The organism is Marinomonas alcarazii, from assembly GCF_003208215.1.
Classification (GTDB): domain Bacteria; phylum Pseudomonadota; class Gammaproteobacteria; order Pseudomonadales; family Marinomonadaceae; genus Marinomonas; species Marinomonas alcarazii.
The window spans coordinates 1,018,658-1,040,849 of sequence record NZ_QKLW01000001.1 but is presented as its reverse complement, the minus strand read 5'-3'; the positions used below and the strand labels follow the sequence as shown (position 1 = coordinate 1,040,849).

Annotated in this window: 18 protein-coding genes and 7 tRNA genes; 24 read left to right on the top strand and 1 reads right to left on the bottom strand. The window is 42.9% G+C overall.

The window, feature by feature from the left end:
* The first annotated feature begins 2 nt into the window (after window positions 1-2).
* The 13 genes from DFP75_RS04705 (at window position 3) to DFP75_RS04645 (ending at window position 7,726) form a co-directional block, all read left to right on the top strand.
* Window positions 3-77: transfer RNA gene (locus DFP75_RS04705), tRNA-Gly, on the top strand.
* 49 nt (window positions 78-126) lie between these two features.
* Window positions 127-202 (top strand) — tRNA-Glu (locus DFP75_RS04700).
* 79 nt (window positions 203-281) lie between these two features.
* Window positions 282-356 (top strand) — tRNA-Gly (locus DFP75_RS04695).
* 49 nt (window positions 357-405) lie between these two features.
* Window positions 406-481: transfer RNA gene (locus tag DFP75_RS04690), tRNA-Glu, on the top strand.
* A 47-nt stretch (window positions 482-528) separates the two neighbouring features.
* A tRNA-Glu gene (locus tag DFP75_RS04685) sits at window positions 529-604 on the top strand.
* 16 nt (window positions 605-620) lie between these two features.
* A tRNA-Gly gene (locus DFP75_RS04680) sits at window positions 621-695 on the top strand.
* A gap of 14 nt (window positions 696-709) precedes the next feature.
* Window positions 710-785, top strand: a tRNA-Glu gene (locus DFP75_RS04675).
* A gap of 48 nt (window positions 786-833) precedes the next feature.
* A complete protein-coding gene (gene pabC / locus DFP75_RS04670) occupies window positions 834-1,661 on the top strand; it encodes an aminodeoxychorismate lyase (protein ID WP_110572685.1) in 828 nt (275 codons plus the stop codon).
* Complete coding sequence (gene mltG, locus DFP75_RS04665; RefSeq protein WP_110572683.1) at window positions 1,648-2,679, top strand: endolytic transglycosylase MltG; 1,032 nt, start codon at window positions 1,648-1,650, stop codon at window positions 2,677-2,679. Before pabC ends, mltG begins: the two co-directional genes overlap by 14 nt.
* Before the next feature lie 12 nt (window positions 2,680-2,691).
* Entirely contained in the window at window positions 2,692-3,330 is a 639-nt protein-coding gene (gene tmk / locus DFP75_RS04660; protein WP_110572681.1) for a dTMP kinase, read from the top strand.
* The gene (gene holB / locus DFP75_RS04655) at window positions 3,331-4,269 is read left to right on the top strand and encodes a DNA polymerase III subunit delta' (RefSeq protein WP_110572679.1); all 939 of its coding nucleotides are present in this window, start codon (window positions 3,331-3,333) and stop codon (window positions 4,267-4,269) included.
* Window positions 4,270-4,276: 7 nt separating this feature from the next.
* Window positions 4,277-5,086, top strand: a complete 810-nt coding sequence (locus DFP75_RS04650; RefSeq protein ID WP_110572677.1) for a TatD family hydrolase — start codon at window positions 4,277-4,279, stop codon at window positions 5,084-5,086.
* 171 nt (window positions 5,087-5,257) lie between these two features.
* A complete protein-coding gene (locus DFP75_RS04645; RefSeq protein ID WP_110572674.1) occupies window positions 5,258-7,726 on the top strand; it encodes a Lon protease family protein in 2,469 nt (822 codons plus the stop codon).
* A gap of 43 nt (window positions 7,727-7,769) precedes the next feature.
* Here DFP75_RS04645 and DFP75_RS04640 read toward each other — a convergent pair whose 3' ends face one another.
* Window positions 7,770-8,015 carry a hypothetical protein gene (locus DFP75_RS04640; RefSeq protein WP_110572855.1) on the bottom strand — a complete coding sequence of 82 codons (246 nt, stop codon included), beginning with the start codon at window positions 8,013-8,015 and terminating at the stop codon, window positions 7,770-7,772.
* A 255-nt stretch (window positions 8,016-8,270) separates the two neighbouring features.
* On the opposite strand from DFP75_RS04640, the gene DFP75_RS04635 reads away from it, so the two are divergent.
* The 11 genes from DFP75_RS04635 to DFP75_RS04585 all read left to right on the top strand — a co-directional run bounded on the left by DFP75_RS04635 (window position 8,271) and on the right by DFP75_RS04585 (window position 22,145).
* Window positions 8,271-8,696, top strand: coding sequence for a cytochrome b562 (locus DFP75_RS04635; protein WP_110572672.1), 426 nt, complete (start codon window positions 8,271-8,273; stop codon window positions 8,694-8,696).
* A gap of 61 nt (window positions 8,697-8,757) precedes the next feature.
* Window positions 8,758-9,111: a hypothetical protein gene (locus tag DFP75_RS04630; protein WP_110572670.1), complete on the top strand. Its 354-nt coding sequence runs from the start codon at window positions 8,758-8,760 to the stop codon at window positions 9,109-9,111.
* A gap of 131 nt (window positions 9,112-9,242) precedes the next feature.
* A complete protein-coding gene (locus DFP75_RS04625; protein ID WP_175404922.1) occupies window positions 9,243-10,310 on the top strand; it encodes an AraC family transcriptional regulator in 1,068 nt (355 codons plus the stop codon).
* A gap of 140 nt (window positions 10,311-10,450) precedes the next feature.
* Window positions 10,451-12,220: an acyl-CoA dehydrogenase family protein gene (locus DFP75_RS04620; protein ID WP_110572666.1), complete on the top strand. Its 1,770-nt coding sequence runs from the start codon at window positions 10,451-10,453 to the stop codon at window positions 12,218-12,220.
* 64 nt (window positions 12,221-12,284) lie between these two features.
* The gene (locus DFP75_RS04615; RefSeq protein ID WP_110572664.1) at window positions 12,285-13,934 is read left to right on the top strand and encodes an electron transfer flavoprotein-ubiquinone oxidoreductase; all 1,650 of its coding nucleotides are present in this window, start codon (window positions 12,285-12,287) and stop codon (window positions 13,932-13,934) included.
* 116 nt (window positions 13,935-14,050) lie between these two features.
* Window positions 14,051-14,500 (top strand): YaiI/YqxD family protein, encoded by a 450-nt coding sequence (locus tag DFP75_RS04610; protein WP_110572662.1) that lies wholly within the window; start codon window positions 14,051-14,053, stop codon window positions 14,498-14,500.
* A gap of 87 nt (window positions 14,501-14,587) precedes the next feature.
* On the top strand, window positions 14,588-15,877 hold the full coding sequence (locus DFP75_RS04605; protein ID WP_110572660.1) for an NAD(P)/FAD-dependent oxidoreductase: 1,290 nt from the start codon (window positions 14,588-14,590) through the stop codon (window positions 15,875-15,877).
* A 165-nt stretch (window positions 15,878-16,042) separates the two neighbouring features.
* The gene (locus DFP75_RS04600; RefSeq protein WP_110572658.1) at window positions 16,043-16,453 is read left to right on the top strand and encodes a MerR family transcriptional regulator; all 411 of its coding nucleotides are present in this window, start codon (window positions 16,043-16,045) and stop codon (window positions 16,451-16,453) included.
* Window positions 16,454-16,487: 34 nt separating this feature from the next.
* The gene (locus tag DFP75_RS04595) at window positions 16,488-19,067 is read left to right on the top strand and encodes a heavy metal translocating P-type ATPase (RefSeq protein ID WP_110572656.1); all 2,580 of its coding nucleotides are present in this window, start codon (window positions 16,488-16,490) and stop codon (window positions 19,065-19,067) included.
* Between the two features lie 238 nt (window positions 19,068-19,305).
* Window positions 19,306-20,472 (top strand): MFS transporter, encoded by a 1,167-nt coding sequence (locus DFP75_RS04590; RefSeq protein WP_110572654.1) that lies wholly within the window; start codon window positions 19,306-19,308, stop codon window positions 20,470-20,472.
* 53 nt (window positions 20,473-20,525) lie between these two features.
* The gene (locus DFP75_RS04585; RefSeq protein WP_220032615.1) at window positions 20,526-22,145 is read left to right on the top strand and encodes a sensor domain-containing diguanylate cyclase; all 1,620 of its coding nucleotides are present in this window, start codon (window positions 20,526-20,528) and stop codon (window positions 22,143-22,145) included.
* Window positions 22,146-22,192: the final 47 nt, after the last annotated feature.

The following is a 22,192-nucleotide window of genomic DNA, read 5'->3' as shown; positions in this document are numbered from 1 at the left end:
TTGCGGGAATAGCTCAGTGGTAGAGCACAACCTTGCCAAGGTTGGGGTCGCGAGTTCGAGCCTCGTTTCCCGCTCCATTCTTCTTTAGGGAAGAAAATAGTTATAGCACTATAAAAGCTAAATTGTGTCCCATTCGTCTAGAGGCCTAGGACACCGCCCTTTCACGGCGGTAACAGGGGTTCGAACCCCCTATGGGACGCCACTTTTTATTATGATTGGCTAAGGCGGATCATGTAGATTGCTCACTGCTTCATGCGAATGAAGAGTAGGGTAATAAAAATGCGGGAATAGCTCAGTGGTAGAGCACAACCTTGCCAAGGTTGGGGTCGCGAGTTCGAGCCTCGTTTCCCGCTCCATTCTTCTTTAGGGAAGAAAATAGTTATAGCACTATAAAAGCTAAATTGTGTCCCATTCGTCTAGAGGCCTAGGACACCGCCCTTTCACGGCGGTAACAGGGGTTCGAACCCCCTATGGGACGCCACTTACTTTTAAAGTAAGTAGTAGTGTAGTTTTAAAGAGTTTATTTGTGTCCCATTCGTCTAGAGGCCTAGGACACCGCCCTTTCACGGCGGTAACAGGGGTTCGAACCCCCTATGGGACGCCACTCTTTTTATGTTTTTGCGGGAATAGCTCAGTGGTAGAGCACAACCTTGCCAAGGTTGGGGTCGCGAGTTCGAGCCTCGTTTCCCGCTCCATATCTATTTTATTTGTCCCATTCGTCTAGAGGCCTAGGACACCGCCCTTTCACGGCGGTAACAGGGGTTCGAACCCCCTATGGGACGCCATCCTTTTTTGCGCTATCATAGCTAACCTTAATTTTTGAGTTTTTAGCCATGACTTGGTTCGTCAATTACAGATTAGACAATTCGGTTTCTGTTGCTGATCGTGGTTTGGCTTACAGTGATGGTGTCTTCGAAACCATCCGTGCTGTCCCTCATTGCTTTCTACAAATTGAAGATCACCTTTCTCGACTGTATCGTGGGCTATCCAAGCTCGCTATGCCTTTTTCCAATGAACAACAACTTACATTGAAGCGTTTTCTGTACTCACAGGTTTTGCCATTGATTAAAGAAGAGTCCGTGGTCAAAATCATGGTGACTCGCGGTGTAGGTGGAAGAGGGTATTTGCCCCCAGAAAATTGTATTCATTCGATCGTTATCGGTATCCTACCAGCGCCAGACTATAAAGCTCAGCAGGAAAAGGGCGTTTCACTTTGTGTATCCCCTGTACCTGTTAGCTCAAATCGTTTTTTAGCGGGGATTAAGCATTTAAATCGTCTTGAAAACGTGATGGCTAAGCGCTTTTTAATGGCCTCTGACTTCGAGGCCATTATGTTGAATACGGACGAAAAATTGGTTGAGTGTATCCAGAGTAATCTTTTTTGGTGCAAACATGGTGTTTTGTATACACCATCACTCCAGACATCCGGTGTGCAAGGTACTTATCGAAAAGCCATTATTGAAAATCAGGCAGAGTACATTGTTCAAGTCGGCTGCTTTTCACTCAGTGATCTGATGGCAGCGGATGAAGTTTTTATCACGAACAGTTTGATGGGGATTGTGCCGGTTATTGGCGTAACTGGTGTGTCTTTTCCTATAGGGATTCATACCCGAAAATTACAAATTCTAATGCAAGCTAAGGATATGCATGGCGTTCATTAAATGGTTTTACCGTGTTGCTTTTTTATTCATCACGTTATTGGTTGTCATAGCTGGTTATCTTTATTACTCCATTACCGATCCTGTGATGATAAAGGATGAGGAAATATTTGTTGTTAATGCAGGGGATTCTGCTTACAGCTTGGGGAATAATTTAAGTGAGAAGGGCTTCATCTCTAGCCCTTATTTAACGCGAGTAGTGGCTAAACTTCATCCTGAATGGGTGCCTAAAGTTGGTGAATATGCTATCAAACCAGGCATGAATCTACTTGATGTTATGAAGTTGTTTGATTCAGGCGAGTCTATTTTTTATTCGATTACTTTGCTTGAAGGTAAAACAACCAGAGAGTTTTTGCTCGCGATGCAAGCCAAAGGCAATATCACTATGACATTGCTTGATGCTACAGATGAAGAGATTGTGACGACTCTTGGGCTTGATGTTGATCATCCAGAAGGGCAGTTTTTTGCGAATACTTATCGCTATCATAATGGTGATACAGACGTCAGTATCTTAAAACACGCTCATACCTTGATGAAGCAAACATTGGCGGAGTTGTGGGCTAATAAAGCAGAGAATTTACCTTATAAAACGCCTTATGAGGCGCTTATTATGGCGTCTATTATTGAGAAAGAAACGGGTGTTCCTTACGAACGTCCTCTTATTGCTCAAGTGTTTATAAGTCGACTTGAAAAAGGCATGAGACTGCAAACAGACCCTACGGTTATTTATGGTCTTGGTGATAAGTTTACGGGGAATTTGACGCGCAAAGGGTTACAAGATGTGTCGCCTTATAACACCTATCGGATTTATGGCTTGCCGCCTTCACCCATTGCTAATGTTGGCAGAGAGGCGGTTGAGGCAGCTTTAAATCCAGAGCACACAACAGCCTTGTACTTTGTGGCTAAAGGGGACGGAACGCATGCGTTTTCAGATACATTAAGAGAACATAATCGAGCGGTCAGAGAATATCAGTATAAGCGTCGAGAAGACTATCGATCGACACCAGAAGTTACGAAATAAAGAGGATTATGTATGAGAGGTAAATTCATTTCGCTTGAAGGTGGAGAAGGCAGTGGTAAGACCACAGCGATCCAGTTCATTCGTCAATGGCTTGATGATCATAATATTCCTTATGTAATGACTCGTGAGCCGGGTGGAACGCCTCTTGCGGAAGAGATACGCCAACTCATCCTCAGCCCCCGAAGTGAAAGGGTAAATGATATAACAGAGTTGTTGCTTGTGTTTGCGGCAAGGGCGCAACATTTAGCTGAAAAAATACAGCCAGCATTGGCACATGGTACTTGGGTGATTAGTGATCGTTTTTTAGACTCCAGTTACGTTTACCAAGGAAAAGCCCGTGGTGGTGATATTGTGATGCTTGATCAGCTTTCACAGTGGGTGGTAGGTGACAACAAGCCTGATGCAACTTTACTGTTGGATGTGGCTGTTGAGTTAGGCCAAGAACGTGTTGTTCAGCGTCAGCATCAGGATCGTTTAGACAAAGAGTCTTTGGCCTTTCACCAAAAGGTCCGTGACGGTTTTCTTGAGCGGGCACAAGCCGATCCTGAAAGGGTTAGAGTGGTTGATGCTAGTCAGTCGCTTGACTCAGTTAAGCAGCAAATCGAAGAGCAACTTGTGAAGCTCAATAACGCTTGGACTGGTAATTCCTAGATGACAAATATAGCTGACTGGTTGATTCCATGCTTACGACAAGTTCAGGTTTTAAAGCAGACAAATAGTCTTTCTCACGCCTTATTAGTTACGGGGGCGGATGGTGTTGGACAAGAAGAGCTTGCCAATGAAATGGTTAAGGACTTAATGTGCGAAAGTGATCAAGCTGCTGCCTGCGGGAATTGTCACTCTTGCCAGTTGATGCGCGCTGAAACTCATCCAGATTTTCGTATCTTAGACGGACAGGCTGGAACAATCAAAGTTGATCAAGTTCGCTTGTTAGTTCGTCAAATTAGTCAAAAACCTCAAGTCGGTCAGAATAAAGTTGTATTAATTACCCATGCGCAAGCAATGAATATTAATGCGGCAAATGCTGTGCTCAAAGCACTTGAAGAGCCAGCAGATCGAACCTACTTTGTTCTCACTAGCTCTCAATCAACCAGTCTTTTGCCCACTATTCGTAGTCGCTGTCTTTTAGTGAATGTGCCGACGCCAAATACGCATGAGGTAAAGCAATGGCTGTTGAAGCAAGATGATGGCGAGGCGTTAAGTTCGTTATTTTGGTTAACGACTCAGCCATTTCGATTGTCAGCGATCCAAAAGCAAGGCAAAGCCCAATTATACGCCTCATTGCCTAACCAGCTGACTGATCTATTGAGAGGGACTGTGTCCGTTAGTGCAGTGTTGAAGGGAGCAGATAATTCTAATATAGAAGATTATTGCAATGGCTTGGCTGCGATTCTTCATCAATGTATTTATCACTCAACTGGCGCACCGATTGACCCTGCTTTACAGGGAATCTATGACACTCTTATTGCTCGTCTGGGAATTCAAACGCTCATATTGCGTTATCAAGCGTTACAAAAATTAAAGTCAGACCTTCAAAAGACAAATTTAAACCCCATTATGCAACTCACACACGAATTAAATCAGTGGTAAACAAACTATGTTAATTGATACTCATTGCCATCTTGATATGCTTGATTTGGCACCACATAACAACGACATACATTCAGTCATTGATGCGGCATATCAAAAGGGTGTCAGGCAGCTGTTAACTATTTCAGTTGATCTAAATAAAATGAATACCGTGCTTGGCTTTACTCAGCGAGACGGAATATACGCAAGCTGTGGCGTTCACCCATTACAAAGCGATGGCCTTGTGACCGATGAAGTGCTTTTACGTCAGTATGCTGCAGACCCTAAAGTCATTGCTATTGGTGAAACGGGTCTAGATTATTTCTATGAAGCGTCAGCAGAGGCCCATGAAGCTCAGAAAGTAAGCTTTATGCATCACCTCAAAGCAGCAGGCGATTTAGGTCTTCCAGTCATCGTTCACACAAGAAATGCGAAACAAGATACCTTGTCTTTGATTAAGCAATATGGCAATCGTGATAGCGCAGGGGTATTGCATTGTTTTACTGAAGATTATGATATGGCGAAAGCCGCGCTGGATGAGAACTATCTTATTTCTATATCGGGCATAGTGACTTTTAAAACCGCGCAAGACTTGAAAGAAACGGTGCGTAAGCTGCCATTAGAATCATTGATTGTTGAAACAGATTCGCCGTATTTGGCACCCGTTCCTTATCGAGGTAAGAAAAATGAACCTCAGTATGTTTCTGAAGTGGCACAGTACGTCGCCGATTTAAAAGGAATTCGCTACGAAGCTTTATTAGAAGCCACGGCGCAGAACTTTCACCGTGTATTTTCAAAAGCTAATCCTCTGTCTCAGCTTCAGCTAGCCGCTTCTTAGCACTTTAATGACGATGCAGGTGAGAAGGAAATTTTATTCCATCATATAGGCGAAGTGGAATCAGAGTGTTAGTCTCAACTTACTGTATTTACATAACATATTCGAAAGAAGAGGACTCTTCTTTCGCAAGCCTCATTTAAAGAAGCTTGTTACATAAAAGGAAACCCATTGATGTCCAGTATGGTTACCTCTCTACCTCACCAAGCACTTGCAGCGAAAGTGCCAAATGATCATCTCGCTTTTAAAACATTAAATGATATTGAGCCGCTAAGCGGTATTTTAGGTCAGGAACGTGCTGTTGAGGCCATTCAGTTCGGTGTGGCAATGCAACGTCCAGGTTATAATATTTTTGCTATGGGGGATTCGGGAACAGGCCGCTCCTCTTATGTACTAAATTATTTGAAAAGTGAAGCGAAGCGCCGTCCTGCCCCTAATGAGTGGGCTTACATTAACAATTTTACGGAAAGCCATCGCCCTAAAGCCCTTGAGTTCCCTCCAGGTCAGGCGTCTGAGTTTGAAAAAGAGATCCGTTCGTTAATTGATGGATTAATGGTTACCTTTCCTGCCGCTTTTGAAAACCCAACCTATCAACAGCAAAAAAGCATTATTGATAGAGCATTCAATGATCAGTATGAAGCCGCTATTAATAAAGTTGAGCGCATTTCTGGAAAGATTGGTGTTGCTATGTTTCGCGACGCGTCTTCTGTCAGTTTTGCACCAATGAAAGATGGCAAAGCGCTAGAAGAAAATGAATTTGCTGCTTTGACTGACGATGAGCGTGATGCCTTTCAGGAAGGTGTGTCTACGCTTGAAGGTTTGTTAAATGAAGAACTATTAGGCTTGCCACAATGGAAGCGAGCGACCTACGAAAAAATCCGTCAATTGAATTTAGATACTGTCAAAGAAGCATTGGATCCATTGATGTCAGGCTTATTTGAGAAATATCAAGATGATGCCGATATCACTGCTCATCTTCATGCTCTGCGTGAAGACTTAGATAAAACTATCATTGATCAAATGGCAGATGATAAAGCCTCTGAAAACCGCGATGAAATTGGCCGTCGTCAGTTTTATGAGGAGCTGTATTTACCCAATATCGCGATGACTCATAAGCCTAATGGTGGTCAGCCTGTTGTGTATGAACCGCATCCGACTTATCGCAACTTATTTGGTCAAGTTGAGCACAGTAGTGACCAAGGTATGTTAGTCACTAACTACCGTTTAATTCGCTCTGGCAGTTTGCACGCTGCAAATGGCGGCTATTTAATCTTAGACGCTGAAAAACTGCTGACAGACCATTATTTATGGGAAGCACTTAAACGTGCCCTCAAAAGCAAAACCATTAAGATCGAGCATCCATACGCTGATATGGGGCTGATGAATACCATGACCTTGTCTCCCCAAGATTTGCCTTTGCAGGTTAAGGTGGTCTTGATAGGTGCCCGTGATATTTATTATTTGTTGCAGGATGCGGATCCAGACTTTCAGGAAATGTTCCGCGTTCTAGTCGATTTTGACGATACACTAAAACGCACTAAAGAATCTGAGCTGTCTTTCGCGCGCCTCATGAAAGACCGAGTCGACAAAGAAGAATACGCCAATGTAACCCGTGACGGTGTTGCTGCTTTAATCGAATACAGCAGCCGTTTAGCAGAGCATCAGCGCGAGATGGCCGCAAAGATCGGTGATGTATTCGAATTATTGGGTGAGGCGGATTTTGTTCGTCAGATGGCCAAAGACACAGAAATTACGGCCGATCATATTGCGCGAGCTTTAAAAGCCAAAAAACACAGAACGGGCCGCGTTAGTGAAAAAATCATTGAAGAGATTATCGAAGGCACCGTATTGCTGGAAAGTGATGGTTATGCGGTTGGTAAAATAAACGGTTTAACTGTGATGCAGATCGGTGATAGCAGCTTTGGTGCGCCAGCGCGAATTTCTACAACCGTTTACCCAGGTGGCAAAGGGATTATTGATATAGAGAGAGAGTCCAACCTAGGTCAAAATATTCACTCTAAGGGTGTGTTGATCCTATCTGGCTACTTGGGCAATAAATATGCTCAGCGCTTTCCACTCGATATTTCAGCCTCCATTGCTATGGAGCAGAGTTACGGTTACATAGATGGTGACAGCGCTTCTACCGCAGAGTTATGTTGTTTGTTGTCGGCATTGATTCAAGTGCCTTTGCGTCAAGATCTTGCTATAACTGGCTCGTTGAATCAGTACGGTGAAATTCAAGCGATCGGCGGGGTGAATGAAAAAATAGAAGGCTTCTTCAATGTTTGTAAGGCGCGAGAGCTGACTGGCACGCAAGGGGTCATCATTCCAAAATCAAACGCGATTAACTTAATGTTAAGCGATGAGATTGTTGAAGCTGTTAAAGCCGGGATGTTCCATATCTATGCGGTCTCAACAGCGGATGAAGCTCTGCATTTATTGACAGGAATTGAGCCAGGTGTCGTGAATGAGGAAGGTGAATACCCAGAAGGCAGTTTGTCTGCCAGAGTGATTGAGCGACTAGAAGAAATCTCAAAACTAGGTGAAGAAGATGACGATGAAGAGGAAGAAGACTCTGAGGAAGAATCTACAAACGCCAAAAAATCTAATAAAACGAAAGATACAGAAAAAGATAAGAAATGAACGAATCAGCGCAGCTTAAAAATTAAATAGAACCAGTGGTGACTTAGTGTTTGCCATTGGTTCTTTTGATTATTTTCGCAGTGCAATTAGAGTTAACCAAAGAATACACCGTATAGTAGAGGTCGTCCGTTTTGATATAGCTGGCGACCTCTTTGCGTTTACTGGGCAAGTGCTTTTTTAATACCAATGCAGGTCTAAAGCTTTTTCCATCAATATAATCCTGAGCCAGTTTATCCGCCGCCAGTTTCGCATCAAAATCACTGCATTCAGCTAGAGTAAGACTGCTCATTACTAGGCCGGTTACCACCAGCAATAGAGGTTTGACAGTAAAAATAATGAACTCCTATCGTATTCGTTGTCCAACACTAGACGATACACATCAAACCGCTTTTGTACCATTGAATGTGTATGTAATCAAAAAAGACAATTGTTTTTTGCAATATTTTGGATGCTATTTTCAGTAAGCGTGTTATTTTAAAGGTATTGTTTGGCTAAAAAAATGAAGCCATTTGCCTAAGAAACTAGGAACTTAAAGGGTATAACGATGAAAAAAACTCTTCTTACTGCCGCCATTATGTCAATGGCTTTTTCTTCTACAGTATTTGCTCATGGTGTATGTGATACCACATTGCATGGATATATGGAAAATATCAAAGATGAAATGCGTGCGATGTCATCTGATGTGAAAGCCGGAGACAGTGAGTCTGCAGTAGGTCACGTCGAAGCGCTTATTTCATATTTCGAGAAATCTCGCAGTGAAGCACCTCACAAATTTAGTCATGATAATTTGCAAGGCGCAGAGTTAAAGGCCCAAACTGCGGAGTATCAAAAAGTCGTTGATGACACAATCACTATACTTAAAGAACTTGAAGGTGCTTTGAAGGCCGGTGATTCTGCAAAAGTGAGAGATTTATTTGGTGCAATTGGTGAGCAGAGAAATTTAGGTCACAGATCTTTTAAGGATTGCTAACACTGCTGGATGACCTAGCGTGATTTCACTGCTACAATGCGCGCGATAAAGAGAGGATATTATGGCTCGTGTTAAAAAATCGCGCAGTATGCGTGGAAAACTTGGAAAAACTGGTTCAAAAGAGATGATGAAAGAGCAAAACAAAGCTCGTAAAGCTTCGTCAACTCGCCGTTTTGTAACAAAGAAAGCCAAGGAACGCAAAGAACAAGCGCACAAAAAACTTGATCGTTTAGGTCTACTTCCGGAAAAAGAAGCTGGGGCAGCACCTGTACGTCCACGTCGCTTTGTTTTTGTTAAGCCTGTTGAAGAAAAAACAGAGCAAGCAGAAGCATTGGAGCAGACGACTAATGTCGATACAGATAGTGAAGATCTGTCATTAGACGAATTGTTATCCGCTTTTACTGAGCAAAAATAAGCTCATTAAAGTTGAAGCAAAAAATTAGTAAGTGAAGGTAAAATAAAAAAGGCTGCAGATGCAGCCTTTTTTTATGTTAAAAAAAACACCGTAAAATAAAAATTTAGTAAGTTCATTTGTGAAATAAGGTGATGTCTGTGAAAGCTTCTGTTCCTATGTCTAGTGTTCGATATCTTTTAAAGGCGGTTGAAGGTCAAGGGCTTGATCGCCAAGCAGTATTAGACAGCTTAGAACTAACACACGATGAGCTAGAGCAAGGTGACACTTTTCCAGCATATCGATATGGCATGCTTTATCAGAAAATCATGTGGCTGATGCAGGACGAATCTTTTGGCATGCTCAGCGGAGGAAAGGTTCCTAATGGTACCTTTAGAATGATGTGCTTATGCATTATACATGCGCGAAGTCTTGCTCATGCTTTATATCGCTGCAGTGATTTTTATGAAATTTGCCGTGGTCCAACCGTCAAGCCCGTGCTAATTAAAAAGGGCCGTTTTGCGATGGTAACGTTTGCAGCCTTAGATTCATCCGACGGGAGTGTTGATGAACTTGTCGTGCCTGAATCAAATGAGCAATTAAGAACCACACTGTCTATGTGGCACCATTTTATTTGTTGGTTGATAGGGCGTCGACTAAATTTAAAAGCGGCTTACTTTACTAGCGAACGACCCGATGATGTCGAATACTACAAAACATTGTTCCAGTCTGAAGTTAAGTTTAATCAACACGCCAATGCATTGGTTTTCCCCGCTAGTTACCTTGATATGCCGATCGTGCAAACGGAAGACAGCTTGAGAGGTTTTTTAAAAACGGCGCCTTATCAATTGTTAGTCATGGTTGAAAATGATAACAGTCTTAAATCACAAGTGATGGCGATGTTAGGGAAAGATTTCTCTCGTGAAATGCCAAGTGCAGATGAAGTGGCAAGCGCTCTTAATATGAGTGTCTCCACATTACGTCGTCGTCTCAATGATGAAAAGACTTCCTATCAAAATATTAAAGACGATTGCCGCAAAGAGGCGGCGATTACTTATATGAATGCGCCACAGCTTAGTATCAATGATATTGCAGCATTAATGGGGTTCGATGAGCCAAGTGCATTTTTTAGATCCTTTAAAAAATGGACTGGTATGACGCCAGGTGAATATCGAAAAAGTGAGGAATACCTGAAATTCGGTAAAGCGATGAAACGCCTATAGATTAGGCTGTTGAACCCTTTGAATAAACAGCATGAATGTTTTTGTTAGAAATATAGGTCTGAATTGTTATTGAGAAATTGGCTTTATTTTTCCATTCTATAGGTATAAATCCGCTCGGATAACTAACCGGAGAATAAAAAATGAGCGAATACCTATACCCAATCAATGACATCTTATTCAGTTTACGTTCTGTCGCTAAAATTGACCGTCTTACACCTTATTTAGATGACGCTGTTGATAATGATCTATTAGAAGCGATTCTCGGTGAAGCTGGCAAATTATCAGAACAGGTGATTGCGCCTATCAATGCGAGTGGAGACAAAGAAGGGTCTCGTGTTGAGAAGGGTGAAGTTATTGAAGCAAAAGGCTTCAAAGAGGCTTTTCAGGCCTATTCAGACGGTGGATGGATAGGTTTGTCGGGTGACCCTGAATACGGTGGCCAAGGTCTACCTTCTTATGTCGCAACAGCCGTGAACGAAGGCGTTCAAGCCGCTAACTTAGCCTTTTCTTTGTGCCCCTTACTAAGCCTTGGCGCAATTGAAGCGATTAGCTTGCACGCAAGTGACGAACTTAAAAATCTTTACCTTCCAAAAATGTTGGCTGGCGAATGGGCTGGCACAATGAATCTTACTGAACCTAACGCTGGCTCTGACCTAGCTGCGATTACCTGTAAAGCGACCCCAGATGGGGAGGCATTCCGCATCAAAGGTCAGAAAATCTTTATCACTTGGGGCGATCACCAGATGACTGACAACATCATTCATTTGGTGCTGGCCCGTCTGCCAAATGCCCCTGAAGGTGTAAAAGGCATTTCGTTATTCATCGTGCCGAAATTTTTACTGGATGACCAAGGTGAACTAGGTCAACGTAATGATGTTCAGGTGGTTTCAGTAGAACATAAAATGGGGATTCATGCTTCGCCTACCTGTGTGATGAGCTTTGGTGATAAAGAAGGTGCTGTAGGTTACCTAGTAGGTGAAGAAAACGAAGGCATAAAAGCCATGTTCACTATGATGAATAATGCAAGACAGGGAGTCGGCTTGCAGGGCTTAGCCATCTCTGAGCGAGCATATCAGCAAGCATTAGCCTATGCTCTAGAGCGTAAGCAAGGAATGAACGCGGAGCGTACCGAGCGGGCAGCTATTATTGAACACCCAGACGTACTTCGTATGTTGATGACAATGAAGTCGCAGATTGATGCAATGCGCTCGCTTATTTATGTGGCGGCAGTAGAGAATGATATGTCTCATTTTGCATCAGGAGAAGATCAACAGCGTGCTATTGCCAGAACTGCTCTATATACACCTATTGTTAAAGGCTGGATTACTGAGCAGGCCCAAGAGATTACTTCTCTAGCGATTCAAGTGCATGGAGGCATGGGATTCATTGAAGAAACAGGGGTTGCTCAGCACGCTCGTGATGCTCGAATTTTACCCATTTATGAGGGGACAAACGGCATACAAGCAATCGATTTGATTGGCCGTAAATTGCACTCTGATAAAGGGGCTGCCATGCTGTCTTTATTAGAGGATATAGAAGCAGAGCTTGCGGAGTGGAAGAAAACATCTGTTAGTGGTTACACTGAAAAAGTTCAACATGTTTTGGAGTTAGCCAAAGCCGCTACACAAAACTGTTTGGCTGAAATGAAAAAGAACCCAGTATTAGGCACTGGCTTGGCGTATTCTTATATGATGCTCATGGGCTATTTGATTGGTGGTTGGTTACAAGTAAGGGCATTAGAGGCCGCGCAAAATGACGGTAATTTAGATGATGAACAAAAAGCTTCTTGGGAGCATTCTGTCGCCTTTTACTGTGATCACGTTTTGCCGCGAGCGTTTGGTTACAGCCACTCAATAATGTTTGGTTCTCAAACTGTTGACAAACTAAACAAAAGCGCTTTCAATCGATAACAATATTATAAAATTATAAAGAATGCCCTAAAAATAAAAACGCATCCTTATAGGGAGACAAAACATGTCAGATAGAGAAGTAATGGAATTTGATGTTTTGATCGTTGGTGGTGGGCCTGCTGGCTTGTCTGCCGCTTGTCGAATTATGCAAAAAGCACAAGCTGAAGAAAAAGAAATTAGTGTCTGTTTGGTTGAAAAAGGTTCTGAAATAGGAGCGCACATTCTATCTGGTGCCGTTGTTGACCCAATCGCTCTCACCGAACTCTTTCCCGAATGGCAAGAAATGGGAGCGCCGCTTAACACCAAAGTGAACGTGGACGAGCTACATTGGCTTGGCTCTGACACTTCCTCAAAAAAATTCGCTAATTGGATGATGCCAAAAACGCTGCATAATGATGGCAATTACATTATTAGCCTTGGTAATCTTTGCCGCTGGTTGTCAGAACAAGCCGAATCGCTCGGTGTTGAAGTTTTTCCAGGGTTTTCAGCGGCTCAAGTTGCCTATGATGATGAAGGGAATGTAGAAGGTGTGATTACCGGAGATATGGGCCGTGCTGAGGATGGCTCTGAAAAAGACGGATTCATGCCTGGTATGATACTTAAAGCCAAGTACACTATTTTTTCAGAAGGTTGTCGCGGACATCTTGGCAAAGAGCTTATTGCGCGCTTTGAGTTAGATAAAAATAAAGCCCCTCAGCATTATGGACTTGGTATCAAAGAGCTATGGGATGTACCAGAAGGGCAAAGTAAGCCTGGTACGGTTATCCATACAGCTGGATGGCCATTAGGGAGCGAAGCTGGAGGTGGTGGATTTTTGTATCATCTAGAAAACAACCAAGTGGTTGTTGGGCTGATCGTCGATCTGAACTATAAAAATCCTTATCTCAGTCCTTATGATGAGTTCCAAAAATATAAGCATCACCCTGTTGTTGCCGAGCATTTGAAAGGCGCTAAACGTGTTTCTTATGGTGCTAGAGCGATCGCAAAAGGTGGTTGGGCTTCTTTGCCTAAAATGAGCTTCCCTGGCGGATTGCTCATTGGTTGTGATGCGGGTACGTTAAATCCTGCCAAAATTAAAGGAACTCATACGGCTATGAAAAGCGGTATGATTGCAGCAGAAAGTGTTTTTGATGCGCTGCAGCTGGAAACATCACCAAAAGAGTTGCTGCAATTTAATGACGCGTTGAAAGATTCGTGGCTTGGAAAAGAGTTGCAGCAAGCGCGTAACTTTGTCCCCGTTATGCATAAGTTTGGTACTTTCTGGGGGGGAGCTTATAACTGGTTAGATCAAAATGTCTTTTCGGGTAATTTACCCCTTACGTTTAAGGATATGACGCCAGATTATGCTTGCATGGAGTTAGCCGAAAAGCACGTGGCACCAGAATATAAAAAGCCGGATGGCTTACTAAGCTTTGATAAATTATCTTCTGTGTTCTTGTCGAATACAAATCATGAAGAAAATCAGCCTTGTCACCTAAAGCTAAAAGATGCGGCAATACCAATACAGAGCAATCTACCTAAATACAATGAGCCTGCACAACGATATTGTCCGGCAGGGGTGTACGAGGTAGTAGAGGCCAATAACGAATCTATTTTTCAAATTAATTCGCAAAACTGTGTTCATTGTAAAACGTGTGATATCAAAGACCCTGCACAAAATATTACTTGGGTAACGCCAGAAGGTTCTGGTGGTCCAAATTACCCAAATATGTAGTATCTGAAAGTGTATGAACAAACGGATTGCTGATATGTGCTCCGTTTGTTCTTATTCATCACTGGATTTCATATTTCGACTGATCAATAATAGTGCCCTACAAAAAGGGGAATCCTATGCGCTTGTGGGTCGACGCTGACGCCTGTCCTAATGTTATAAAAACCATTCTTTTTCGTGCCGCTGAGCGAGTTGAAATTCCTTGTATCTTAGTGGCTAATCAAGCCATCTCTATTCCCCCATCAAAATGGATTGAGCGACGTGTCGTTAGTTCTGGCTTTGATGTTGCTGATAACTACATAGTCGATAATATCGATAATCAGGACTTGGTCATTACTGCGGATATTCCTTTAGCATCGGACGTGATTGAGAAAGGTGCGTTAGCGATAAACCCTCGTGGTGAACTTTATACCAAAGAAAACATAAAGCAGCGCTTAGGGATGCGAGACTTCATGGAGCAGATGCGTTCATCTGGTGTGCAGATGGGTGGACCAGCGACATTTAGTCAGCAAGATAGAATGGCGTTTGCAAATACATTGGATAAGCTCCTGGCGCAACGAGTGAAATAAAAACGGGTAAGTAAAGTCTCATGAATAATTTGGAAAGTAGGTTAATGAATGCTTTCCAAATTATTCAATGTTTATAGGTGATTTTGTATGAAGAAAATCGTTGTTGTTGGCGGTGGTGCTGGTGGCTTGGAGTTAGTCACCAAGTTAGGACACGCCTTTGGGAAAAAGCGTCAAGCTGATGTTGTGCTGATTGATCGAAGTCAGACTCACATTTGGAAGCCGCTGCTGCATGAAGTTGCGACTGGCTCGTTAGATATAAACAGCGATGGTTTGAATTATCGGGCTCATGCCGCAAAGCATCATTACCAATTTCAGTTAGGCACTTTGATGGGTGTTGATCCTGAAGCTCGAACGTTACGATTGGATTCTTTATCAGATGATATGGGGCATGTTGTTTTGCCAGAACGCACCATTTCCTATGACATACTGATTATGGCTGTTGGTAGTGTGAGTAATGATTTTGGCACGCCAGGTGTCTCAGATCATTGCTACTTTCTTGATTCCCACAAACAAGCCGAACGCTTCCAGCAAGCCTTATTGAATCAGTTTTTACGAGTTCATCAAGAAGGCACAGACGCTAAACTCAAACTTGCCATTGTTGGAGGGGGAGCTACAGGCGTTGAATTATCGGCTGAATTATTTCATGTGGCTGACATGCTTAAAGCTTATGGTATGCCTGAAATGTCAGGTAAACGAGTTCAAGTGCAATTAATTGAAGCTGGTCAACGAATTCTTCCTGCGCTGCCTGACCGTATTGCTTCCTTGGCGACTAAAGAGCTGATTCGTCTTGGTGTTACGGTAAGTCAAAACACGCGAGTTGTGCGTGCTTACGACGGTGGCTTCCAAACTGCCGATGAGGGAAACATTGAAGCTGACCTAATGATTTGGGCTGCTGGTGTTAAAGCACCGGATTTTGTGGCGGATATCGAAGGTTTTGAGACCACACGTAACAATCAAATATTAGTCAAAGGAACCCTGCAAACGACAAACTTTGACAATATTTATGTCATAGGTGATTGTTGCGCATGTGAGCAAGCCGATGGCTCTTTTGTGCCGCCAAGAGCACAATCAGCTCACCAAATGGCAGCCCTTGTATTTGATAATATCAAGGCGTCATTTTTGAGCGAGCCGCTTAAAGAATATACCTACAAAGATTATGGCTCTCTGGTGAATTTGAGCCGCTATAGTACAGTGGGTAATCTAATGGGAAATTTAATGGGTGGCTCCATGTTTATAGAGGGCCGTATCGCTCGTTTCGTTTATGTTTCTCTGTACAGACTTCATCTCATTGCAATTCATGGCTGGTTGAAAGCGACGGTGATTATGGCTGCACAAAAAATTGGCAAGGTCGTTAAGCCAAAACTGAAGTTGCACTGATCTTTTCTTTTAAAGTGCCCCATACAAAACCGAGTTCATAATGAACTCGGTTTTTTTTGCGCTAAATTTTTACCAAGGAATTAATATCAGCTTGACCTATGTGCTACACATAGGTTTTACACTAGCGTTATGATGAAAACTTAAAAGAAGCTAAAGGGGGTCCCTATGCGAGTGAGTGAGCTAGCTAAAATAGGCAAGGTTACGACTGAGACAGTTCGTCACTACACTAGGCTTGGGTTAATCCATGCTGAGCGTGATCCGAATAATGGATATCAGCTCTACGACAAAGTGGCATTGCAGCGATTGAATTTCATCCGTCAAGCCAGTGAATTAGGTTTTAGCTTAAAACAGATCGAAGAGATTTTTCAGCAATCCGATAGTGGCGATTCACCTTGCCCAATGGTTCGTGACCTTCTGGAAAAGAAGGTGCCTGAAACCAAATTAAAAATAGCTCAATTGCAAGCGCATTTAATCAAAATGGAAGAGGCTCTAGCTGCGTGGGAGCACATGCCAAACGGTGCGCCTGATGGCCATTCGATTTGTTGTTTGATTGAAGAATGGGAAAATACAAAGTGAAGCGCGTCATGACGAGATTAGAAGGAAAGAGCATATGACAGATTCAGCATCAAAATCATCTGATCAAAAAGTCGAGCTAACGCTAAGAGTGACCGGTATGTCATGCCAAGGCTGTGTCTCAAAAGTTCGCAAATTCATTCAGGTGAAAAGTCCAGAAGCGCAAGTTGAGGGCATTCCTAAACAAGAACAGTTGTTGGTGACGTCTGATTTACCACTAGCTGAAATTGAGGAGAGTGTTACAAAGGCAGGTTTTGAGTTTCAAGGTTTGTTTAATGATGAGCATGCTCAAAAAAGTGAAGCAGAAGAAAAACAGGCCCTGGAAACTGGCAGCGAAAAAGAGCAGGCCACTTCAGATCAAACCACAGACACTCAAAGTTACCAGCTATCAATTGCTGGAATGACCTGTGCGGGCTGTGTTAATACGGTTCAAAAAGCGCTGAATAATGCAGAAGATGTAGTGTCTGCTGAAGTGAATTTTGCCAGTCACACCGCTCAAGTAATCAGCAAGGGGAAGGTAGAAGAACTCATTAAGGCTGTCGAAAAATCAGGTTACCAAGCAAGCCTTATTGTTGATGCAGAAAAAAGTCAGGAAGAGCGTCAAGCAAGAGAACAGCAGGAATACCAGCATAAGAAAAAATCGTCGATTCTTGGCTTGGGGTTGGGTGTTCCTTTAATGCTTTATGGCGTTTTAGGTGGGGATATGATGGTGAGCACGTTCACCGAAAAAGTCGTGTGGGGAATCATCGGCTTAATCACCTTGCTAATCATGATCAGTGCAGGACGGCATTATTTTCGCGGAGCGTGGAAGGCGTTTCGTAATCATCAAGCGAATATGGATCTACTTATCGCATTAGGTACGGGAAGCGCTTGGTTATATTCCATGCTAGTGATTTTAGCACCAAGCCAGTGGTTTCCAGATAATACACAGCATCTGTATTTTGAAGCGGCCGTTATGATTATCGGCCTAATTAACTTGGGGCAAGCGTTAGAGTTAAGTGCGCGTCGTAAAACCAGCAAGGCTTTGCATCGTTTATTAGATTTACGTCCCAAGATGGCAACCAAGGTTGAGGGGGACTCTGAGACTCGCGTGCCTGTAGCCGACATCAAAGTAAATGATATCTTGCGAGTTCGTGCAGGGGATAAGGTTCCGGTTGATGGTGAAGTAGTCGAAGGCTCCTCCACCGTAAATGAATCTATGCTAACGGGCGAGGCTGAGCCCATCGAAAAACACCAAGGCAGTGTATTGTCGGCTGGCACTGTAAATGGTCAGGGAAGTTTATTATTTAAAGCAACTCGAGTAGGGGCGGATACGCTTCTGGCTCAAATTATTACTATGGTTGGCAAGGCTCAGAATTCTAAGCCACCAATCAGCGTCTTGGCGGATAAAGTCTCCGCTGTATTTGTTCCTAGTGTGATCATTATCGCTATTGTTACCGCGCTAGCTTGGTTTAACTTTGGAAATGATGCGGCGCTGTCATATATGCTAGTGACGACGATTTCGGTTCTCATCATTGCTTGCCCTTGCGCTTTGGGGTTGGCAACACCCATTTCTACCATGATTGGTATTGGTAAAGCCGCAGAGTATGGTGGTCTGATTCGCAATGGTGAAGCTTTACAGCGAGCCAGTGAATTGTCTGTGATCGTTTTGGATAAAACTGGAACCATAACCGAAGGAAAGCCGAAAGTGGTTCATCAGCAGATAGCTGAGCGCGCTCAGGAAGAGTTTGTTGGTCAAATTGTCACGGCAATAGAATCACAAGCAAATCATCCTTTGGCTGACGCGCTATTGGCTCATTTTGATTCACACAAAAAGCATAGTATTAAATTGGAGCGTTTTGAGTCGCTCAGTGGTTTGGGCGCTAAAGTGGTATACGATGGTAAAACCTATTTATTAGGCAACCAACGTTTAATGAAAGAGCATGCTATTGACCTAAATATGGCACAAAGCGACGAGGGCGTTAAAAGCACGACTCGTGTCTATTTATCTGATACTACGCATGTATTGGCGATCTTCTTTATAGAGGATCCAATTAAGGCGGGAGTTAAATCTGTCATTGAACATTTTAAAGATCAAGGTTTAAAAGTTGTGATGCTCACCGGCGATAATCCAGAGACAGCAAAGGCTGTGGCTGATCATGTAGGCATCGATGACTACCACGCGCAGTTTATGCCGGATGATAAGTTAAATTGGATCCAAGCGCTGCAGTCTAAAGGCGAAGTGGTTGGCATGATTGGCGATGGAATTAACGATGCACCGGCATTGGCTCAAGCGGATGTGGGATTTGCTATGGGCGCGGGTACAGACGTCGCTATGGAGAGTGCTGACATCACTCTGATCCATAATGATTTACGCGGTGTGGCGGATGTTATTGATATTAGCTCGGCAACCTTGCGTAATATCAAGCAAAACCTATGGGGGGCATTCACCTATAACAGTTTGGGTATACCGGTAGCAGCTGGTGTGTTGTTTCCTTTTACTGGTTGGCTTTTGAGTCCTGTTATCGCTGGTGCGGCTATGTCTTTATCGTCTGTTACTGTTGTCATGAATGCTAACCGACTACGATTATTGAAAGTCTCCCAGTTAAAGGAAAAACGCCAGGAGGTGTCTAAATGAACGCGCTCATTAATATAATAGGGTTGTTGCTTATATTGTTCGTGATCTATTGGTTCTGGTGGCCAAGCCACATTAAACCGCATAAGCAGAAACTCCGAAAATAGAGGGCATTGATTTTGCCAAGCATTTGATAAATGTTTGGTGTAAAATACGGCTCCATTTAATAAGCCAATAGCTTCTGTTATTGGCTTATTTTTTTGATTTGGTTTGGTTATTTTTCATTTACAGTGGAGCGTCTATGCAGGCTTATCAATGGGGTATATTTGCCCTTGCCCTCGGTACATTTGGATTAGGGACAACAGAATTTATGCCGATGGGGTTACTGCCCGTAATCGCTGACGGTGTAAATGCATCTATACCTGCGGCAGGCTTATTGATCAGTGCTTATGCGATAGGTGTGATGTTGGGTGCGCCCTTAATAACTTTGTATTTAACTCGCTACAGCCACAAAACCTCACTACTTGCTTTAATGGTCATTTTCATTGTTGGCAATATTTTATCTGCCGTCTCGGTAAATTATTCTACTTTCATGATTTCTCGTATTATCACGAGTTTTTCCCATGGGGCGTTTTTTGGTATTGGGGCATTGGTTGCGATGAATATGGCACCTGCTCATAAAAAAGGCTCAGCGGTCGCGGCTATCTTTTTGGGTTTAACCATTGCCAATATCGTTGGTGTCCCAATTGCGACATGGATTGGGCAGACAATAGATTGGCGACTGGCTTTTGCTCTGACGGCATTATTAGGCGTGATTGCGTTTGCGGGTATTTATCGTAACTTGCCTCGCATGCCAAAAGCTGACAAGCCGAATGTCAAAGCTGAATTGAAGGCAATTACTCAGCCTGCGGCACTAAGAGCATTCTCTACCACTGTGTTATGTGCAGGATCTATGTTTACCTTGTATACCTACATCACGCCAATCATGCAGACATTAGCTGACGCTTCAGATAATGCGATTGCTTTAATGTTGATGTTAGTCGGCATTGGCTTCACTTTAGGTAACTTCATCAGTGGCAAGTTAACAGATAAGTCTCCCGATATGGCGTTATTTATCTTTCTTGGCTTACAGATTACTATTTTGCTTTTGTTCCGTTTTACATCGACCAGTCTTATAGGCGCATCGTTAACAACCTTGTTATGGGGCGTGGTGATTTTTGGTAGCGGTCCACCATTACAAATGCAAGTGATGAAAATTGCTGCACAGGCGCCAGGCTTAGCTTCTTCGATTAATATAGGGGCTTTTAATCTTGGGAATGCTCTTGGTGCTGCATTAGGTGGACTGGTTATTAGTATTGGTTTTGGCTTTGAATGGATTCCTGCAGCCGCCGCCATATTATCGTTTTCTGGTTTGTTGATGGTTTGTTTCAATCGATACAAAAAGTCTACTGCTAACAATTTTGATTAAAACAAAGAGGGGGGCTGAATGCGCCTCTTTTTTTTGGTATAAAATGACCTGCAGTGCAAAAATTTACTCTACGTAATGGATATACGATTTTGACCTTCTTAAATAGCAAGCTCCTCAAGTTAAACCGACTGATTTTATTCCTCGCTCTTACAGCCACCATCCTTACTTTTGTTAGCAGCTTTTATTCAAACTACGAAGTGCAAAAAGAACAGCTTATATCCCAAGCTATTGAGGTAAATAGGGCGTATGCAAATAAACTTTCAGATACGACTGAGGTGTTTTTAACATCCACTCTGCAACAGCTCGCTTACTCCGCAAATTCTATTAACGATAAAATGAGCGATCAGGCTACATTAACTGAAGAAGCAAATCGGTTGAAATATCAAACTGACAGTTTTAATTCGGTTGTAATTAGCGATGCTTCTGGCTTAGCAAAAGCCGCTTCCCCTGAAACCCTGGATATAGTGGGAAAAAAGCTCACATCGTTAGGGGTTAGGGAAGCTCAAGAAGAGAAAACAAATCTCATCAGTAGCCCTTATGTTTCAACGCTCAAAAACCTGATTGTTTTTATCTCTTCACCGATATTTAGTTCAGATGGTACTTATCGAGGGTTTTTAGGGGGCTCCATTTATTTGAAGAGTCCAAATATTTTGAGCGATATTCTGGGTGAACATCACTATAAGAATGGCTCGTATATTTATGTCATCGACGCAAATAAACAGATTTTATACCATCCTGATCAAGCGAGAATTGGTACTTTTTTTGATAATGATGAAGGTATTGACGATGTTCTAGCATCTAAAGGAGGTGGAATGATGCTTGAGAGCGTGAAGGGTGTTCCTATGCTCGCAGGCTATTCTGTTATTCCCAGTACTGGTTGGATTGTCATTACACAAAGTCCACTGGAATCGACTTTGCTCCCACTAACCGGAATTATGGAAAAAGTGGTCTTACGTACATTGCCATTGGCTTTTGGAGTATTCCTGTTTATTTGGTTGTTCGCACGGGCGATTTCTAGGCCATTGCAACAGTTGGCTGAGAAGGCTCGTTCACTTGATAGTCCAACTGTGAACGAGGATATTGAGAACATAAGATCGTGGTATGTTGAAAGTCTAGGGTTGAAACGTGCCATGCTAAGTGGTGTTAAGGTTATTCAGAGCCAAATTGGTGAATTAAAGAGAGACGCTGAAACAGACCCATTAACCGGTGTTAGTAACCGTCGTGCATTTCAAATTAAACTCAAACAACTTGAGTTGTTAGACATGCCATTCGCTATTTTGGCGCTAGACATTGATTACTTTAAACGCATTAACGATACCTTTGGGCATAGTGTTGGCGATGAAGTGTTGAAGCATCAGGCGAACATACTAAAGCATTTCACTAGAGATGGTGACATGGTGGCTCGTACAGGCGGTGAAGAATTTATATTGGTTCTTAAAGAAATCACGTTAGATGAAGCCTACAGTATTGCTGAACGATTACGCGTTGCCATTTCTGATGAAAAATTCGATGTTGTTGGTAATATTACGGTTTCGATTGGTGTAGCTGAATGGTTTGCAGACTGTGGAGCAAATGTATCAGAAACATTATCAGCTGCTGACCAAGCGTTGTATGAAGCCAAAGGGCAAGGTCGTAACCGCAGCATCGTTGCGGAAACATGCGCATGCATTTAAATTTAAGAAGTATGGATAAGATTTAGCGGCTTTGAGGTCGCTATTTC

Bases quoted from the DNA above. Each gene is read 5' to 3' on its own strand.
- pabC (WP_110572685.1), top strand. From the start codon at position 834: ATGACTTGGTTCGTCAATTACAGATTAGACAATTCGGTTTCTGTTGCT.
- mltG (WP_110572683.1), top strand. From the start codon at position 1,648: ATGGCGTTCATTAAATGGTTTTACCGTGTTGCTTTTTTATTCATCACG.
- tmk (WP_110572681.1), top strand. From the start codon at position 2,692: ATGAGAGGTAAATTCATTTCGCTTGAAGGTGGAGAAGGCAGTGGTAAG.
- holB (WP_110572679.1), top strand. From the start codon at position 3,331: ATGACAAATATAGCTGACTGGTTGATTCCATGCTTACGACAAGTTCAG.
- DFP75_RS04650 (WP_110572677.1), top strand. From the start codon at position 4,277: ATGTTAATTGATACTCATTGCCATCTTGATATGCTTGATTTGGCACCA.
- DFP75_RS04645 (WP_110572674.1), top strand. From the start codon at position 5,258: ATGTCCAGTATGGTTACCTCTCTACCTCACCAAGCACTTGCAGCGAAA.
- DFP75_RS04640 (WP_110572855.1), bottom strand. From the start codon at position 8,015: ATGAGCAGTCTTACTCTAGCTGAATGCAGTGATTTTGATGCGAAACTG.
- DFP75_RS04635 (WP_110572672.1), top strand. From the start codon at position 8,271: ATGAAAAAAACTCTTCTTACTGCCGCCATTATGTCAATGGCTTTTTCT.
- DFP75_RS04630 (WP_110572670.1), top strand. From the start codon at position 8,758: ATGGCTCGTGTTAAAAAATCGCGCAGTATGCGTGGAAAACTTGGAAAA.
- DFP75_RS04625 (WP_175404922.1), top strand. From the start codon at position 9,243: ATGTCTGTGAAAGCTTCTGTTCCTATGTCTAGTGTTCGATATCTTTTA.
- DFP75_RS04620 (WP_110572666.1), top strand. From the start codon at position 10,451: ATGAGCGAATACCTATACCCAATCAATGACATCTTATTCAGTTTACGT.
- DFP75_RS04615 (WP_110572664.1), top strand. From the start codon at position 12,285: ATGTCAGATAGAGAAGTAATGGAATTTGATGTTTTGATCGTTGGTGGT.
- DFP75_RS04610 (WP_110572662.1), top strand. From the start codon at position 14,051: ATGCGCTTGTGGGTCGACGCTGACGCCTGTCCTAATGTTATAAAAACC.
- DFP75_RS04605 (WP_110572660.1), top strand. From the start codon at position 14,588: ATGAAGAAAATCGTTGTTGTTGGCGGTGGTGCTGGTGGCTTGGAGTTA.
- DFP75_RS04600 (WP_110572658.1), top strand. From the start codon at position 16,043: ATGCGAGTGAGTGAGCTAGCTAAAATAGGCAAGGTTACGACTGAGACA.
- DFP75_RS04595 (WP_110572656.1), top strand. From the start codon at position 16,488: ATGACAGATTCAGCATCAAAATCATCTGATCAAAAAGTCGAGCTAACG.
- DFP75_RS04590 (WP_110572654.1), top strand. From the start codon at position 19,306: ATGCAGGCTTATCAATGGGGTATATTTGCCCTTGCCCTCGGTACATTT.